The 18,214-nt window shown below is 44.3% G+C and carries 13 protein-coding genes and 1 tRNA gene; 5 read left to right on the forward strand and 9 right to left on the reverse strand.

Going from position 1 to position 18,214, the window contains the following annotated elements; genetic code table 11:
* The first annotated feature begins 163 nt into the window (after positions 1–163).
* Entirely contained in the window at positions 164–691 is a 528-nt protein-coding gene (locus BGO59_RS23965; protein ID WP_293687476.1) for a hypothetical protein, read from the forward strand.
* A 15-nt stretch (positions 692–706) separates the two neighbouring features.
* Here BGO59_RS23965 and BGO59_RS23970 read toward each other — a convergent pair whose 3' ends face one another.
* The 4 genes from BGO59_RS23970 to pdxH form a co-directional block, all read right to left on the reverse strand.
* A complete protein-coding gene (locus tag BGO59_RS23970) occupies positions 707–1,687 on the reverse strand; it encodes an ADP-ribosylglycohydrolase family protein (RefSeq protein ID WP_293687478.1) in 981 nt (326 codons plus the stop codon).
* Positions 1,688–1,826: 139 nt separating this feature from the next.
* Complete coding sequence (gene acs, locus BGO59_RS23975; protein ID WP_293687480.1) at positions 1,827–3,722, reverse strand: acetate--CoA ligase; 1,896 nt, start codon at positions 3,720–3,722, stop codon at positions 1,827–1,829.
* Positions 3,723–3,905: 183 nt separating this feature from the next.
* Positions 3,906–5,468 (reverse strand): MFS transporter, encoded by a 1,563-nt coding sequence (locus BGO59_RS23980; protein ID WP_293687482.1) that lies wholly within the window; start codon positions 5,466–5,468, stop codon positions 3,906–3,908.
* 139 nt (positions 5,469–5,607) lie between these two features.
* The gene (pdxH, locus tag BGO59_RS23985) at positions 5,608–6,249 is read right to left on the reverse strand and encodes a pyridoxamine 5'-phosphate oxidase (protein WP_293687484.1); all 642 of its coding nucleotides are present in this window, start codon (positions 6,247–6,249) and stop codon (positions 5,608–5,610) included.
* A gap of 94 nt (positions 6,250–6,343) precedes the next feature.
* On the opposite strand from pdxH, the gene BGO59_RS23990 reads away from it, so the two are divergent.
* The 4 genes from BGO59_RS23990 to BGO59_RS24005 all read left to right on the forward strand — a co-directional run bounded on the left by BGO59_RS23990 (position 6,344) and on the right by BGO59_RS24005 (position 10,881).
* Positions 6,344–8,563, forward strand: coding sequence for a DUF349 domain-containing protein (locus BGO59_RS23990; protein ID WP_293687486.1), 2,220 nt, complete (start codon positions 6,344–6,346; stop codon positions 8,561–8,563).
* A gap of 105 nt (positions 8,564–8,668) precedes the next feature.
* A tRNA-Thr gene (locus BGO59_RS23995) sits at positions 8,669–8,752 on the forward strand.
* A 436-nt stretch (positions 8,753–9,188) separates the two neighbouring features.
* Entirely contained in the window at positions 9,189–10,760 is a 1,572-nt protein-coding gene (locus BGO59_RS24000) for a DNA/RNA non-specific endonuclease (protein WP_293687488.1), read from the forward strand.
* On the forward strand, positions 10,744–10,881 hold the full coding sequence (locus BGO59_RS24005; protein WP_293687551.1) for a hypothetical protein: 138 nt from the start codon (positions 10,744–10,746) through the stop codon (positions 10,879–10,881). Before BGO59_RS24000 ends, BGO59_RS24005 begins: the two co-directional genes overlap by 17 nt.
* 27 nt (positions 10,882–10,908) lie before the next feature.
* On the opposite strand, the gene BGO59_RS24010 is transcribed toward BGO59_RS24005, so the two are convergent.
* From BGO59_RS24010 to BGO59_RS24030, 5 genes are read right to left on the reverse strand one after another with little or no spacing between them, the layout of a single operon-like run.
* Positions 10,909–11,448: a hypothetical protein gene (locus tag BGO59_RS24010; protein ID WP_293687490.1), complete on the reverse strand. Its 540-nt coding sequence runs from the start codon at positions 11,446–11,448 to the stop codon at positions 10,909–10,911.
* A gap of 37 nt (positions 11,449–11,485) precedes the next feature.
* Positions 11,486–12,586, reverse strand: coding sequence for a type I restriction endonuclease (locus BGO59_RS24015; RefSeq protein WP_293687492.1), 1,101 nt, complete (start codon positions 12,584–12,586; stop codon positions 11,486–11,488).
* A 38-nt stretch (positions 12,587–12,624) separates the two neighbouring features.
* Positions 12,625–13,758: a hypothetical protein gene (locus BGO59_RS24020; RefSeq protein WP_293687493.1), complete on the reverse strand. Its 1,134-nt coding sequence runs from the start codon at positions 13,756–13,758 to the stop codon at positions 12,625–12,627.
* A gap of 13 nt (positions 13,759–13,771) precedes the next feature.
* Positions 13,772–14,635, reverse strand: coding sequence for a hypothetical protein (locus BGO59_RS24025; RefSeq protein WP_293687495.1), 864 nt, complete (start codon positions 14,633–14,635; stop codon positions 13,772–13,774).
* A 34-nt stretch (positions 14,636–14,669) separates the two neighbouring features.
* The gene (locus BGO59_RS24030; protein ID WP_293687496.1) at positions 14,670–18,203 is read right to left on the reverse strand and encodes a T9SS type A sorting domain-containing protein; all 3,534 of its coding nucleotides are present in this window, start codon (positions 18,201–18,203) and stop codon (positions 14,670–14,672) included.
* Positions 18,204–18,214 lie beyond the last annotated feature (11 nt).

Consider the following 18,214-nt stretch of genomic DNA (forward strand, 5'->3'; position numbering starts at 1 on the left):
AGGTATTTGTGTAGGAAGTAAACGAGCAGCGTAGGAATGCAGAGCTGCCTTGTCGAATAACACAAAAACAATCAATTTAGGTCGCTAACTCTGCGTAAAGCCTATCGATTTGTAAACTTTATGAACGCTTGGCAGCTTGGCGTTTAAGCCCGAACTTTACCCCATGAAAAACACATCTCTACTCCTCCTGACGATTGGTTTATTAACGGCCTGTGGGCGCTCTGAAAAAACGCAGGAAACCCAAACTTCATCAAAAACCGACTCAGTAGCAACCGCAGCCCGCAAACCCAAAGACTGTAAAACTGTTGTCGATGCTGATAAGCTAGGGAAGTCAGATGTGTATCAGGAATCAGGTAAGTCGATCAAGGTGACCTTAACCCTGGCGCAGGATACCAGCTCAACTGAAACGTCGAGTGGCTGTTATTTCAATAACACGATCACTGTGCTCGCAACAAAAAAATCGGGGAGCCAGCTATTTAAACGTACATTGCTCAAAGATGATCTGCTCTATTTTATCAAAAGCGATGAGGTAGTAGAACGCTCAGTCCTGAAAACCGTCACCTACAAACCAACCTTCAACGGCCAGCGCTACATTAACCTCGTCATGCGCGTGATCGACCCTGTCAGCCAGAAAACCGCCGACTACACCCTGTTCATGAATTACTTCGGGGAGATTGTGAAGGTGAAGTAGTACTCTCCCCCCAACTTAATGAAGTGCCGTAAACAATCTAGTAGCAAGGTCAAAAATGTCCTGCTTTCGGGCAATAGCATCCACCCAGGATTCTGGTATAGCTTCCAAGCCATAATATAACCCGGCAAGTCCTCCCGTTACACAGCCAGTAGTATCTGTATCATTACCAAGATTTACTGCTTTCAATACGGCATCAACATAACTATTTGTTGTAAGGAAAGACCACATACTAGCTTCCAGGGTGTGTATGACATAGCCTGACGACGCAATTTCAGCTTCGGTATATTGATCGATAGGCCTTATCTCATAGTCGCCAATTGGATTTTCCAATAATCTGTGGAAGTGATTCAGTTCCTTTTCTACAAGGGCTGCATGCTTCTTAACAAAATCGTTTACTTCTGCCTGCATGGCTTTGAAGGCCTGGCGCTTTTCAAATCCTTTGATTAGTAGTAACGCATATTCACAATAAATAAAACAAGCAAAAACTGATCGAATATGAGCATGAGTCATCCCGGACACCTGTGCAATAATCCGAAAACGCTCATGAATAGCTTTATCTTTAAGATAAAATACGATCGGCAAAATACGCATCAATGACCCGTTACCATTATCCTGCTCTCCAGCACCCCCAGAAACTAACGGATCAACACCACTCGCTACCCTATGCAAAGCTCCCGACGTAGCTATACCTATATCAAACACAGAGCCATGTGGGGTCCAGAGTATCCCTTCGTACCACTGCACAGATTTCACTGCAATATCATTCAGATTATACCCGCCACATAAGCTTTCCGCTAAGCAAAAAGCCAATGAACTATCATCTGACCAAGTTCCTGGCGGCTGATTGTGTGTGCCATAACCCATCATGTCAGTAAGAGTATGGTCTCTTAAATAACTACGAGTCAAAAATTCAACGGGCACTCCCAGAGCATCGCCAACACAAAGCCCTACAAGCGCATCTAGTATATAATTTGATGAAACAACAACGCTATTCATTGATTCTACAAGTCCGTTAAAAAGCTGATTGTATTATGACAATTCATTGAATTCAGGTAATCAATAACAATATAAAAGCGGGTTACAACTATCGATCAATGGTTGTAACCCGCTTTTATATGCGAAACTCAGAAAAGATTTACAAAGCTCCCGCTTTAATCTCTTCTACAACCGCCGGATCGAGCAAGGTAGTCGTGTCGCCGAGATTACTGGTATCGCCTTCGGCAATTTTGCGCAGGATTCGACGCATGATTTTCCCCGAACGGGTTTTAGGAAGCCCCGTTACAAATTGAATTTTATCGGGCTTGGCAATCGGACCGATTACCCGACTTACTGTTGCCAGAATGTCGCGTTTAGTTAAGTCGGCATCGTGTCCGTTCGGTTCCTGATCGGTGATTACATAGGCATAGATGCCCTGCCCTTTGATGTCGTGCGGGTAGCCAACTACGGCACTTTCCACCACACCTGTGTGCATATTGATGGCATTTTCGACCTCGGCCGTCCCAATCCGGTGACCCGATACGTTCAGCACATCATCGACCCGACCTGTAATACGGTAATACCCATCTTCGTCGCGGAGGCAACCATCGCCGGTAAAGTATAAGCCCGGGTAGGTGGCGAAATAGGTTTGGCGGCAGCGTTCGTGATCACCATAGGTTGTCCGTAAAATACCCGGCCAAGGGAATTTCATGCACAAATTGCCGCTCACCCCATTGCCTTCGATTTCCTTGCCGTTTTCATCCACCAATATCGGCTGAACACCCGGCAAGGGTAGCGTGGCATAGGTTGGTTTAGTTTTGGTGATACCAGCCAGAGGGGAAATCAGAATGCCACCCGTTTCGGTCTGCCACCAGGTATCAACAATCGGGCAACGGCCTTTGCCAATGTGCTCGTCGTACCAATGCCAGGCTTCCTCATTGATTGGTTCACCAACGGAGCCCAGCACCTGTAAGCTGCTCAAATCGTGGTTTTCGACTTTTTCCAGTCCAAACCCCATCAGCGACCGAATCGCCGTGGGAGCCGTGTACAGAATATCAACCTTGTATTTATCGACAATATCCCAGAATCGACCCGCATCAGGATAGGTTGGAACACCTTCAAAAATAATCGATGTGGCACCACAGGCCAGCGGCCCATATACAATGTAGCTATGCCCGGTAATCCAGCCAATATCAGCCGTACAGAAATGGGTTTGCCCTGCCTCATACTGAAACACATTCTGGAACGTGTAGGCCGCATATACCATGTACCCTCCGCAGGTATGGACAACGCCTTTGGGCTTTCCCGTTGAGCCTGATGTGTACAGAATGAAAAGCATATCTTCGGCGTCCATTTCTTCGGCCGGGCATTCGGCTGTTACTTGTTTCAATTCCTGCTCCCACCACACATCCCGGCCTTTCAGCATCGAAACAGGCGTCCGGGTACGGGTTAGCACAATCACTTTCTCAACACTTGGGCAGCCAATGAGCGCATCATCGACTGTACTCTTCAGCGGAATTTCTTTATTACCCCGGTAAGCTCCGTCGGCCGTTACCACGACTTTACATTGTGCATCATTGATCCGGTCAGCAATACTTTGTGCCGAAAATCCGCCAAAAACCACGGAGTGAATAGCACCAATTCGGGCACAGGCCAGCACAGCGATAGCTAGTTCCGGCACCATTGGCATATAAATACAAACCCGGTCGCCTTTTTGTACACCATTGCGTTTCAGCACATTGGCAAATCGGCATACCTGGTCGAACAGCATCTTATAAGTTAGTGTAACGCCCGCTTCCGCTGGATCGTTAGGCTCCCAGATAATAGCAGGCTGATCGCCCTGTTCGGCCAGATGACGGTCAAGGCAGTTTTCCGTAATGTTGAGCTTACCGCCTATAAACCACTTTACATTGGGTTCCGTAAAATTCCATTGCAGGGTTTTAGTCCAGGGTTTACGCCAGTGAAAATTCTGAGCAATTTCGGCCCAGAATTCTTCCGGGTCTTCTACGCTTTTCTGATAAGCAGCCTGGTACTCGTCAAAGGTTCGGATACGCATAATCAAATGAGTGATTGAGCGAATGAGTGATTGAGTGAAAAAATTCGCCGACAAAGCTATTTACTCATTTACGCATTCACTAATTCATACGCTAGATTTAATAACTGATGATAGCGATGGTTCCACACCATGTCAGCATTGCTCGTTCGCGAGCGGTTAGCAGGCAAACGCTAGTAAGCCCGCTTACTCTTTCGCTCTTTCATTCGTTAAATAAATAGCCCCGATTATCAGGCAAACACTGGCAACCAGCATTGGATACCAAAGTCCTTCCAGATACGGTTTGGAGACAGAACCCGGAACAGCTTCGTTGGCTTTAGTAGCCGACGCCACTAGGGCCGTTGCAATAAATGGGGTTAATCCCCCAAAAATCCCATTGCCGACATGATAAGGCAACGACATAGATGTGTAGCGAATACGCGTCGGGAAAAGCTCGACCAGGAAGGCAGCAATGGGCCCATAGACCATCGTCACGTACAACACCTGTACAAATACCAGAAGAATCATCAACCAGAAGCTATTGTTCGGTAATACAACGGCTTTGGTAAGATCAGGCTTTATCGTTGGCGAGGCCGAATCGGGTCGGGTAACGGTCCGTTCGATGTCTTTGGCAACAAGCCCATCCGAATAAAAATGGGTCGTTGTCATGGTCGTTACCAGATTCCCGTTATCCTGTCGGCTTAGTTTCCGGTCAATGGTACGGGCATCGGTAAACTCCTCCCGCTGGCTCAGATCAGCCAGATTATACATTTTGTCATAGATGGGTCGGTACGTCAGAACGCCCAGCGCCATACCCGCCAGCATAATCGCCTTCCGGCCAATTCGATCCGAGAGTCGCCCGAAAATAACGAAGAAAGGTGTAGCACCTAACAGCGCGATGGCCACAATCACATTCGACTGAACAAACTCAACGTTGCAGGCTTTTTGCAGAAACGACAGCGCGTAAAATTGGCCCGTATACCAGATCACGCCCTGACCAGCCGTAGCCCCGAACAAGGCCAGCAACACCATTTTCAGATTCTGCTTCTTACCGAAACTTTCGGCCAGGGGATTTTTCGAGATTTTCCCTTCGGTTTTTAGTTTGGCAAACAGAGGGGATTCGGCCATACGCATCCGAATGAGTATGGATACCCCCACCAGCACAATGGACAGCAAAAACGGCACACGCCAGCCCCAGTCCGAAAATTTATCAACTCCCAGCGATTCACGGGTAAGCAAAATCACACCCAGCGACACAAACAGGCCCAACGTGGCCGTCGTCTGAATGAAACTAGTGTAATACCCACGTCGTCCTTCGGGGGCATACTCGGCCACATACGTAGCCGCTCCCCCATACTCCCCTCCTAGCGCCAGCCCTTGTACCAGCCGTAAGAAAAGAACCAACAAGGGAGCCCAGAAACCAATGGTTGCATAGCCCGGAATCAGGCCAATAGCAAATGTAGAACCGCCCATCAGCACCAGCGTAACCAGAAACGTATATTTACGCCCTACCAAATCCCCAAGTCGCCCAAATACGAGGGCCCCAAACGGACGAACCACAAATCCAGCCGCAAACGTCGCCAGGGTTGACAGCAGCGCAGCCGTTGGATTGTCGGTCGGAAAAAATTGCGTGGAAAGAATGGCGGCTAAACTGCCAAAAATGTAAAAATCGTACCATTCGATCAGCGTTCCGACCGACGAGGCCGAAATAACGCTGAATAAGGTACGATTGTCGATCGCCTTTTTGGCGCTGGCTTTCTTGGGAGGCATGAAACGAGTCTTTTGCCAATAAGCAACCCAACTATAAATTTTACCGTACTACTAATTGACTGATCGAATTGTTGAATGATTGAATTGTACCCTCGCCAGGTATTTATTCAATTATTCAACAATTCGATCAGTCAACAATTTATGGCGAAAGTCGCTCGATGATCCATGCTCCCTCCACTTTACTATAGCGAATGCGGTCGTGTAATCGACTGGGACGTCCCTGCCAGAATTCGATGGCGTCGGGCACTACACGAAAGCCCCCCCAGTAAGGTGGTCGTGGTATGGCCTGCCCTGCAAACTGTGTTTCGAGCTCACGCTGCCGGTTTTCCAACACCTCACGACTGCCGATCACCTCCGACTGGTGCGACACCCATGCACCAATCTGACTACCACGAGGGCGGCTGCTAAAATAGGCGTCCGAATCCTCATTACTTACTTTTTCTACCCGTCCTTCAATCCGAATCTGGCGTTCAAGTTCAGGATAAAAAAACGTCAGGCTGGCAAAAGGATGATTGGTGAGTTCACGCCCTTTACGGCTTTCGTAGTTTGTGTAAAAGGTAAATCCCTGGTCTGAAACATCCTTTAAGAGCACAATTCGTCCATCGGGTCTACCTTCGTTTGTCACGGTACTTACGTGCATGGCGTTCGGTTCTGGCACCTTAGCCTGCAAGGCCGCATCGAACCAAACCCGAAACTGCGCTACCGGGTCCGGCAAAACATCTGCTCTATCCAACCCGTTCAGGGTATATTCATTTCGTAACTCACTAATTGCTGAGGGCATTATATTAAGGCCTTTAACGGCTTTTCAATTTCTGTACTACAAGAAAATCCGTATATTATCGTACTTTTGCAAAAGTAATCGGTACGTTCCCAACATGGCAAACCAAGAACAGGAAATTAACCAGCAATCAGAAACCACCAATCAGGCCACTGAGTCGCTGGAAGTGAATACCCCCGAAGATACCAATACAACCCCCGAAACCACCGTCGAGGGCCAGGAAACTACGCCCGAACAGGCAGAATCTTCAACCACACCAACCGCTGAAAGCCAATCAGAAACTGGGGTTGACAGTGCTCCTATTACCGAACCGACTGCTACAGCTACTCCCGAAGACGCTGCAGCAAATCAGGAAGAAACGCCATCGGATTCGGCATCAGTTGATGAAACACCTGTTATAGAAACGCCTGTTGCAGAATTGGCAGATGAACCCGTGGCAGAAACGACGGAGAATCTAGTTGACCCTGAGCAGCTCCCAGCCGAGTATACCGATTTGGCGGAAGCTGAAGAAGAGGCCACAGCCCCAGAAGCCGATTACAGCCATTTTTCGAAACAGGATTTTGTTAATCTGCTCGAAACCCAACTGGCCTCCGTTAGTCTGGCGACCGTAACCCCTGGTGATTTCAAGAAAGCCGATCAGGTTCTTAAAGAGGTAAAACCTCTGTTCGACCAAATGAAGCGGGCCGAGCGTGAAGCGGCTTTGCAGGCTTACACCGCCGAAACAGGTGCCGATGAAGGATTTGAATATAAGTTTGACGACGCTGTTTTGCGGTTCGAAGAGCTATACAAGCAAATCAAGAGTCTGAAAAATACCTATTTCCAGAACCTCGACAAAGCAAAGGAAACCAACTTTGCGTCGAAAACGGACTTACTTACCCGATTGCGCGAACTAGTCGAAAACGACGAAAACAACGCAGGGGATCCAAAAGCCAGTTGGAATGAGTTCAAGAAAATCCAGGACGAATGGAAGGCGGCCGGAAACATGAACTCGCCACACAATGCAACGCTCTGGGCTACCTACCATGCGCTTGTTGATCGGTACTACAGCAATCGAAACATCTATTTCGAGCTGAAAGAGCTGGATCGCAAACGCAATACCAGCCTGAAAACGGAGGTCATTGAGAAGGTCGAAGCCATGGCGAAAGCGTCGGAAGAAACCCCGGTTACCCGGCAAACCATCGACGAAGCCAATGCCTTGTTTGAAGAATACAAACACATAGGCCCGGCTCCTAAAGCCGAGCAGGAAGTACTGTGGGGGCGAATGAAGGCTGCTCTTGATGTTCTTTACGACAAACGTCGGGATCAGACTAACGAGCAACGTAAGGAGTCGGCCCAACTCTACGAAGAGAAATCAGCAATCTACGAAGAGCTGGTTCCTATAACTTCCTTTACCTCCAACAGCATTAACGACTGGAACGACAAAACGAAGGTTGTTATGACGTTGCAGGATCGCTGGAATGCTATCAAAGGACCTATGCCTCGTGAAGAAGGCAAGGAACTTAGTAAGAAGTTCTGGGCAGCCCTGAAAACCTTCTTCCATAACAAAGGCGAATTTTTCCGGCAGCTCGAAAGCAAACGGGAGGAAAACCTTCGGGCTAAAACACAGCTTTGTGAGCAGGTAGAAGCCATTCTGGCTTCGGGCGAAGAGTCGCCTGAAATTACCCAAACCGTCATTGAGCTACAACGTCAGTGGAAAGCCATCGGCCAGGTTCCTGAGAAGCAGAAAAATACCATTTTCGATCGGTTCAAAGCGGCTTGCGATGCATTCTTCAATAAAAAGCGGTCGAAAAATCAGGAGACTGAGCGTGAATTTGAAGAGAATTTAGCGCAGAAAATCGCTCTGATCGAACGAATTGAAGCAGCCGCCAGCGCTAATGCAGACCTCTCTGAATTGAACGAGTTCAAAAAAGAGTGGAACGCGATTGGCTTCGTACCCAAAAAGGATATGCAGGCCACCCAAAAACGCTATATCAACGCTATCAATGCACTGGTTGGTGCAACGGGTAAGATTCCTGCTAAAGATAAAGAACGCATCATGCTCCAGAGCGAAGCAGAAGCGACTCGATCAGGGAATACGCGTGGTGGACGTGATTTCAACCGAGGTGATCGCGATGGAGGAGGTAATAAGCGTGAGAGCGACATTCGGCGGAAGATTACAGCCATTGAAAATGATATTGCTACCTATAGGAACAACATCGAATTTTTCGCCCGTTCGAAGAATGCCGATAAGTTACGGGCCGATATAGATAAGAAAATTGCCGAAGCCGAAAAACAACTGGACGAACTTCGCCATCAGTTACGCGTAGCGCAGGCTTAAAAGATGATTTAGTTTCACTACCTATTGGCTAATTGAAACTAAAAAAAAAGAATTGGCTTGCATAGAATAGAAAATAACCCTATTTTTGCACCACAATTCAGGATCGCCAGTGTCGGATAGCGGTCGATTCCGCCTGATTTGTAATCAGGATGCGCAAGCGCGTCGGGGGTTCGAATCCCTCCACTGGCTCTCTCAAAATCAGATAGTTACAAACAAAAAACCGTCTTCAGCAATGTTGACGGTTTTTTGTTTGCATACGTATTTGCATACAGAGCGTTTTATATTGACTAACAATAACCCTACCCTTTACTCATAAAGTTTGCTCAGATTACTCGCATTGTACAAATGAAGTTTCTGAATGCCCATTGCTGAAAGCGCGGTTACTACTCCTGAAGCGTTAGTCGATGGGAGATTGTAGATTACTTTCCAACCATTAATTGAATAGGTGTACTTCTAGAGTATTTGGACCAATAGAGTTGAATCATATCCTTTTCTTTTAATCGCTTTCACTGCTGGCTTAATAAATGGCTCTAGGACACATGATTATGGGCTACTACTATCTTGGCTATATTAGCACAAATTATCATGTAGTGTTTTTTTGTAATAAGCGTACCTCCTCTTTTAAATGAAGCAACTTTCCACGTTTCTTGTACTCACACTACTTTCCTTACTGCTTTCCGACTGTTCAAGGAAAGATATTCCAAGGCCCAATCCCAAAGCCTCATTCATCTGGGCAAATTCTGGTGAGGGAACAATTCAGTTTACGGACCAGTCTACAGAAGCAGATACTTACAATTGGAACTTTGGTGATAATTCCACTACAAGTTCAGAGAAAAGCCCTAGGCATACTTTTCCCAGTAACGGAAGTTTTTCAATTCAATTAACAGTTAAAAACCCTACTGGGACAGATCAGCTTACAAAAGCTATTGACGTCTCGTCCTTTTTAGCACCTGTTGCAAGCTTTTCTGTTAGCCTTGGTAATGATGGGCTTGTCAATTTTGTAAATACTACAACTAAAGCTAACATTTACCAATGGGACTTCGGGAATGGTACGGCAAGTTCAGAGATCTCCCCTTCAGTTAAATATACAGAAAACAAGAAATATACAGTTAGCTTAACTGCCGTTGGGCAGGGAGGTCAAACAAAGGTTAGTCAAGAGGTTACTGTTACGTCAATCAAACCAAGCGTCGATTATTCCTGGACAGAGTCAAACGGCTTAGTTTCCTTCGTTAATAAGACGAGTAATGCAGAATCCTATGAATGGGATTTTGGTAATGGACAGAACTCAACAGATATTAACCCCACAATACAGTATCAAAGAGGTGGGACTTACACTATAAGTTTAACTGCTACTGGCAAAGGAGGACAGGTTATAAAAATGTTTACGATCACCTTTAATTCGGCAAATGCTACTAATAGTATACATCTAACTTTAGGAGATCTAAGTGATAAAACGAATGGCACTACTATCACGCCAAGTATTGATAAGGCAGATGATTATTTATTGGTAAAAGATCAATACACTATTTCGTATAATAAATCGCGCGGGCAGGCTAATTGGGTGGCCTGGCACCTTCAAAAGAGTGACTTTGGTTCCATAGAACGTAAAGATGATTTTCGGCCAGATGGTGCTTTGCCGATCGGTTGGTATCAAGTTAAGCCCACAGATTATTCCAGTGTAGATGGTTTTGATCGAGGGCATCTTTGTCCAAGTGCAGATCGAACTGATGCCCAAGTAAATAATTCAGCTACTTTTTTAATGACCAATATTATCCCTCAAGCACCAGCGCTAAACCGGGGTGCTTGGGCTAATTTCGAAGAGTACTGTCGAGAGCTAGTTTGGGAAGGCAATGAACTATACATCTATTCTGGCGCATACGGTACTCAAGGAACAGGCTCTAATGGCGCAAAGTCAGTATTAGCAAGCGGCAAAGTTGTAGTTCCGGCTCGCATTTGGAAACTAGTGGTTGTATTGCCACAGGGAGACAATGATGCATCACGAATCAACAATCAAACGATTGTTATTTCCATCGACTGGCCCAACACACAACTTTCAGAAGATAAAGATTGGGATGATTATTTAGTCAGCCCATCTTCAATTGAATCAGCAGCGAATATTAACTTCCTTTCAAAACTACCTCAAAGTTTAAGAAGTAGTTTACGCACGAAAACTTACAAGCCTGTACGGACCGACTGATACTCCATGTGGCTTTGATGCCAAAAACCGAAAGCTATATAAAGGGCCACAAGGTGGATGCTATTACATCAATAGTAATGGAAATAAAACCTACGTTGATCGCTCTTTATGCAAGTGTTAGTCTGCCTTACGTAGATTTTTGGCCTTTTTAAGGGTTTACGAATGTCTTTTTGACCTGACAGGTACAAACATATCCGGTATGCCCATTAACTTCAGCCTGATAATAGTTCTCGTCGTACTTAACTATTTTCACCAATGAGCCTTTGGGAATGGCATAAGTGGAATTAGCCAGATAACTTGGGTCTTTTCTCAGAGCAGCATTCGGTTCCACTTCTGCATACAGATACTTTGACGGTAATGTCGAATTTGAAATTGAATTGCTTGAAGCAACTGGCTTGATAGGAACTGGTTCTGAATAAGTGGTGGTCGTAGCTGAATAGCTTGGGCGGGGTGATGGTTCTGGCAGTTCCGAACGGCTATTGTATACAGAACCACCAGTAATCTTACCCGTGTTTGGATTGTAATTGCCAGGGTAGCTATAATTATCAGTGACAGTGTTATTGGGTCGCGTTCGTTCGTGCGGCCGAACATAAGTACCATCTTTACGATAGTAACCTCTAACGTGTACCTGAGCCCAGGATAATGGCCCAGATAATATAAGGATCAGGAAAAGAAGGAGACGATTCATCTTATACAATTTTAAGCAGAATAGGCTAATCACAAACTCAAGAAGCTACCGGCTTCTCATAGGCTGATAATGATTTGATCAAGGCAGCACTATGAAGAAATATGTCATCAATGCTGCTGATCTCATAGCGTTGTTCTGCTTTGTTTTCATCGAAAAGCGTGATCGACTTTTTGCTTCCATTTAGGTGAAGTCGACAGATCGGTTTCCGGTTATTATCATCAAGCAGAATCGCAAAATAAGACTGGGCATCACGGTGCACAATTCTGTTAGCATCGATTGTGTTTCGGAGAATAGCCCTAACTATGTAGAAGCCTTCTAGCTCTTCTTGGGTTGTGATAATAGTAGATCCTTTCTTTTCTTCCGCAGGGGGTAAATTCGGCGATTCTATGGTAACTGGCTTAAGTACTACTTTCTCTTCCTGGTCCAAAGCACTCTTTAGGCGATCTGTTATTTGATCGGAAAAAGTATGCTGAAAAGACTTGCGCACCAGATTTGTGAAATAGTCCATCATTTTCGCAGTAAGCTGACCCCCGTATACCTGTTTAGCAAAGTGACGGACAAATGGATCAGATGGGCTTGATAACTCCTGCTGAATCAGAGCTCTTATTTCACTCGTATATTTAAGTTCGCTAGCTGTCGAAATTATTGTTTCAACGTCAAAATAGGGCTTACTGAATTTCTTTAATTCTTCTACCTGGTTATCTCGAAGATCGAGCATATTAATCTCTAAAAATGGTTTCTCATCCATTTTGTTGGGTTCAACCAGATCGGTATAGAAACGATAGACAATCCCGTTAGTTAGAATACCAAATCTGGCTTTTGTAACGTGGAAATAACGTAGTAGCTGATTATCATGTAGAGTAAGTGACTGTTTCCAGTGCTTACATTCTATTAGCATACACGGCTCAGGTTTACCATTGATTTCACGCATGATCGCGTAATCAACTTTTTCTCCTTTCTTGGTACCAATGTCGGAAATAAACTCAGGTACTACCTCAAATGGATCAAATACATCGTATCCAAGTGTAGTTAGGAAGGGCATTATTAAAGCCGTTTTGGTAGCTTCTTCGGTAAGGATTGAGTCTTTTAACCGTGTAACTCGATCTCCGAGCTGCTTAATCTGATCTTTAAAATCCATTTTCTTTTGAAGGTTTAGGAAGGTTTGGTTGAATTATTTTATTCTACAAGCGCCAGTCGGTTTCCTGATTCACCGCATTCCATACGATAGGTCTTGCCTTTCATTTCTATGGTTTTCCCACAGGGGCAACAAGTAATTGAATTTTTTTCTTTTACCTCATGAATCCGACCGAGGTTATCAGTCGCGCTATAATATCGAGTACATAAATCACATCCCTCACTGCCTTTCATTATTGTAAGGTCTCCATTAATACCTGTTAATGTACTCACAACTTTCCCCTGACGGCCTATAGTGGGTTTCACCAACTGTGGACAGGAAGTAGTGTAATTGATTTTCCTCGTGATTTCACCCTGTATAGCTAAAAAATTAAATACTTGGCCTTTTCGCTGTGATTTTGGGATTATAAATTCATTATCATGCGAACCTTTTTGTAAACCATCGGCGCTGAATCTTATTGAACTCCCATCTCCTCCAGTAGTTACTAAGGTAATTTTGCCAGTTTCGCAGTTAACCTCTTTAATGTCTAGAGTAAGCGGTACTTTCTGTTGTTCATTGAGCGTAGGCGGATTTATAAGGAAACTAAAGTTCGTTTTTGGGCTTTGACATAAAATACTGGTAATGTAATTTCTTACATCAGCAATGGTTGTAAATATTCTGTATTTCTTGCCATTTAAAATATAATATTCTAAAGAGCTGTTTTCGTTGAAAATTATGATTGAATCAAGAAGAGAATTAATTTTCAGAAAACTATTTAGCTGCTCTAAAGACGTTTTGCTTGACGAACTTCTTTCTGTAAATATTTTTGGTATTTCAAGCTCTTCAAAATGTTTCTGTATTAATTTTCCAATCACTTTTGGATTGTATATGTTCTTGGCCCCACCTTTTTCAATAGTAGTTTTCAAAGATAAATTTTTTTCTAAATCTATACGGTAAAGTGTTGGCTCCAAAATAAATGTATGTTTACAATCTCTAGTATCTGAAACTAGAACATCACATAATTCACGTAAATTTTCTGGAAGCCTTCTTGCATCATCTTCATAATCAACGGCTAAAGAATCAAATAATCCAATTTTCATAATCGATCTTATCGGAACTCCATTATCATTGGTTCCTGTGCACATACTGGCAATAAGAGCTAATAAAATTATCAAGAAACTATAAAGTTTTTTCATCCTAAAGCAAAATTTAATTAGTTTGAAGAATTTCCATTTGCCTTGCTAAGCCTCTGCTTGCAATAAATCCTTGTGCGCCGTATGGTTGCCTAACAATTAAATTTGCTAGCTCATTATCAGTCAAAACTCCACAAGTTTCCAAGTAATAATACCCGTCGTTTCCCTTGAAAATTCTATGGTTTCCTGAAGAATCAGGCTGAACCTGAATAGTCATACCATCAGCAAAAAGCGGCTGCACAATCTTACCTGTCTTATCCTTAAAGGTCACCCCTCCTGATGAAATATATCTACTATACTCAGATTGAATCTTAAAATTGAACCGCGATGTATAAAGAAAATAACCAGTATAAGCTATATGGAGAATCGCACCAAGAAGGTAGCATACTAAAACAGCTCCTGCAATTGCATCTGTAGTCATATATGCGTCAAAGAAGAAGTAGAATTTAAGCACACCTGAAGCGATTATGAGGATATAAAAAATATATGTATACATATTATATGTATTAATCTTCCTTCTCAAATCTTCTTTCATGACCTCACTATTAGCATTTACCATTTCATTTTTATGTCTGCAAATTTTATCATGCCATAAGTGCGATACAATTGCTAAGAATATATCAATAAATATTGCGGCTAAAATGGCTTGCCATAGTACACCTTGATCAATACCGTATATAGTCGGTATAATCTCCAATAATAGAATTGTAAAAAAAGCGAGCATCTGCGTTGGGTAACCTATCGTTTCAAACAAACCAGGCAAAACAACGCCACCAAATGTTCGCTTACTTTTTTTTGTGTAAAGCCAAAAGTTTTTAGTCTCTTTGGAAGGAACAAAATCTTGTCCAGGAGGAAAGTTAAATTGCTTGAAACTCAGCATAGAGGATGATTTTTTAAGTGTTAGATAATATCTACTAAAGCTTCAATATACGTCGAGTTATTTCGCCATTCTTTGATGTTTTCACTTTTAAAATATACAGTCCAGAAGGAAAACTATTCATCTTAAAGGCTTCGCTCTGCAAGGCATTAGACGCCTGTCTGAATACCTGTTCAATATGTTTACCTTCAGGACTGAAGAGTTGAATCGTAATTGATTGTGGCATGGGTGAACTCCAATCAACATACAACTCGCCATTGGTTGGATTTGGGTAGACGTTCAACGAAAGGGGCTCTGTCTGCGATTGTGTGCCGAGTGGTGTTCGAACCAGTAGCGTATAGCTATTTAGTATATCTCCTGTTCCGCAAGCACTTTTTAGATTGGTGATCGCGTAGGTACGAGTAGCTGTTGGCCTTTCCCACTTCACATAGAGCGAATCTTTCGCGGTAATCTGTTGCCCACTCCAGTTATTGAAGGTCCAGGGCCCATCTCCACTCAGATAGACGCGAATCGCTGTACTGTCTCCAGGATAGATTTCACCATCGCCAGAGAGACGAGCTGTTGATTTGGCAGAAACACGAACTTCAACAGAACTATTCAGGCTCTCACATTTATAGCTGTCGGTTTGAGTCACGTAAAAAGTAGCAACGTTAGCCTTAGCCGTGTTGGCGAAAACCTGTGTTGATGCCGGGCCTGAATGGTCAGCGTTTATGTACCACGTTAGCTGATTATCGGCAGTAGCTGAAATAGCAGAACTTGTTTGACCAATGCAAAAAGCGACGGGTGATACAACTTTAGGTGGATCAGGTAATTTACGAACTGTGTACGTGATGGAGGATGGTGTACTAACGCAAGTACCTGACTTCTGAGACACAGAGTAAGTAAATGTAGCTGGCTGAGTTGTGTTAGGTGTAGGCGCTGTATCGACTATGCCTGTAATGCCTGTCCCCTGCCACTGTAATCCAGTATTAGGAGACGCCGTGAGCGGATTGGCCTTTGCAAACTGGCAAACGATCTGATTCACAATAACGGTTGGTGGAGAGGGAGGAGCAACTACAGAAACGGAAACAGGCTGCCGTGCACTTTCGCAGTTGTTGTTATCTGTTTGGGTGACGTAGAAGGTAATTATAGTTGGTGATTCCGTAAAAAAGGCTGGTGAATTGCTTGAGGCTGTTCCCCCTGTTACTGACGTATACCACTTTATATTAGAGCCACTGGCAGTTAAGGATTTAGGGACATCTCCAACGCAGTATCGTACAGAGTTGGCTACGGGATTGGCTGGAGCTGGTCTTATTAGCTGTTCTACAAACGACTTAGGGCTTTCACATCCATTGACGGTCTGGGTAACGGAATAAGACTGTACACCTGTTGTTGAGGTGATTGGAGTAGGTATTCCAGATAGTTTACCAGACTGGTCGTACCAGCTTAGATTCTGCCCTGTGGCCGTTAGAGGAATACCCGTTGCGTTCTGGCATATAGGAGCTGGGGGCTGTACGACTGGAGCCAGTGGAATCGGAAAGACAGTAGCTTTAACAGCAACTCGTGCACTTTCACAACCATCAACAGTTTGGGTAACATAAACAATCTGATCGCCAGAAGCCTGATTATTTAATGTTGGAGGTTGCGTGGAGCCTGTTCCCCCTGTAGCCGTTGTGTACCATATTGGATTAGGTATAGAAGTTGAAAACTGCCCCTGTGCACCCTGGCATAACGTTAAATTACTGACTGATGGGGCCGATGGAGTTGGCTTCTGATAGACATTTATGGCTACTGAAGCGCTTTCACAGCCGTTTATTGTTTGAGTTACCCAGTAACGACTGGATCGATCATTAGGCGGTATAGGGGCATTGGTTAGCGGTTGATTACTTCCATCATTGTACCACTTTAAGCTGGTGCCAGTTGCAGTTAGTTGGCTCAATGTAGTACCAGAACAGAAATATACGTCCGTGACCTTAGGGGAATCCGGGCGACTAATTATAAGCGATGTAGGAGCCGAATTAAGTGCATCATTATAATTGATTGTTCCTGAAACAATGGGATTCTGAAAAACGATTTTGATGTAATACCCAGCTCCTGTCGCAGTATTTTGAGGAATTGTTGCGCTGATTGGACTTGTTCTGCCACCAGTACCGATAACTTGTCCGTTGTCGAAGTTGCCATTTCTATCAGAAAGCAATACCTGGCAGATTGCATCTGATGGCAAGTTTCCATTTGTTGCAAAAGGGACTGAAATCGTTGTACCAGGACAGTAGCTTGCCGATAAGCTACTAGTAGTAATAACAAGTGGAGAAACCGTAATTTGAGTTGCACCATTTATCGTTTGACTTGTGCCGCACCCACTATCTTTAAAGCTTCTAATAAACGATCTGTCGTACGTCGTTGTCGAATAAATTGTTGGGTTGATGACCAGCGAGTTAGTTGACGATGTAGATGTACGAACATACGTAGGGGCGAAAGCAGGCCCGTAATCGACAAAGGTGAATGAATAGGGCGGGGTACCTGTAAATGTCAGTTGAACAGGAGCCTGGGCACCAGCGATGATGCTGCTAGTCCCTGAAATAGTAAGTGATGGGGCAGTCAAAAGGTTGATCGTACTGGTCGTACTAATTACTCCAGTAGCTGCACTGACTATCCGAAACTTATAAGCCCCTCCTACTAAACCATTGGGTATTGTAGCGTAGATTGGAGAGGTAGTACTAGATTCGTCCAGGTCTTGAACAATTGCTCCAGATGAATTGATCAACTGAACTTTAAATTGATCCCCAACTGGAAATACTCCCGTTGTTGAAAATGGAAAGGTCACAACTGTCCCAGGGCAATAGCTACTTGTACCTACACTACCAGGAGCAATTGTTGGAGCAATAGCTTTGACGGTAAATTGGCTACTTGCACTTCCAATAACATCAGAAGTTAACCCTTGCGTGATGACTCGAACCCGGTAGATACCAGAAGGTGTAGTTGTGGGGATTGTTGCTTTAATTGATCGTACATCCCCCCGACTTGAGCTTGACTTTTCGTTGGCTGTATATTGATCCGTAGAATTTATCAAATCACTAATGAGGCTACCACTATTGTCCAGAAGTTGAACCTTAAACTTACCAGAAGCCAATACAGCAGGAAAGGCTCCCGCACCAGTGCGATAGGAAACAGTTATGTCTGATCCAGGGGCAATATCGGTAGCAACATTGGCACTAATTGTCGTGATACTTAAGGGCTTAACGGTTATTGTAACTGTTCCACTAATCGGTCCGGAAAAGTTTAAAATTTTGCTTTTGTCGACCACCATGCTGCTCAGCGGTCGTATGGTAAAATAGCCGGATGAGGTAATCGTTTTCGTAAGGCTTTCGGCTGGCGACACGATCTGAAATGATTGTGCCCCTCCACTTAACAATGCATAAATAGTAGCATCGCCAAATTGATTACCGGCCTGAAATACATTTCCGTCGAAGGCGTCGTTTGAACTGCCATTTGGATCAACATTGGACAGTGTCAAACTCTGTCCTGTCACTATGTTGAGGCTGGTTACTACCAAGCATATAGCCAGCCAAATTCGAATTGGTATTGGGTTCATATCGGAACGGC

This window comes from Spirosoma sp. 48-14, from assembly GCF_001898575.1.
Lineage (GTDB): Bacteria > Bacteroidota > Bacteroidia > Cytophagales > Spirosomataceae > Spirosoma.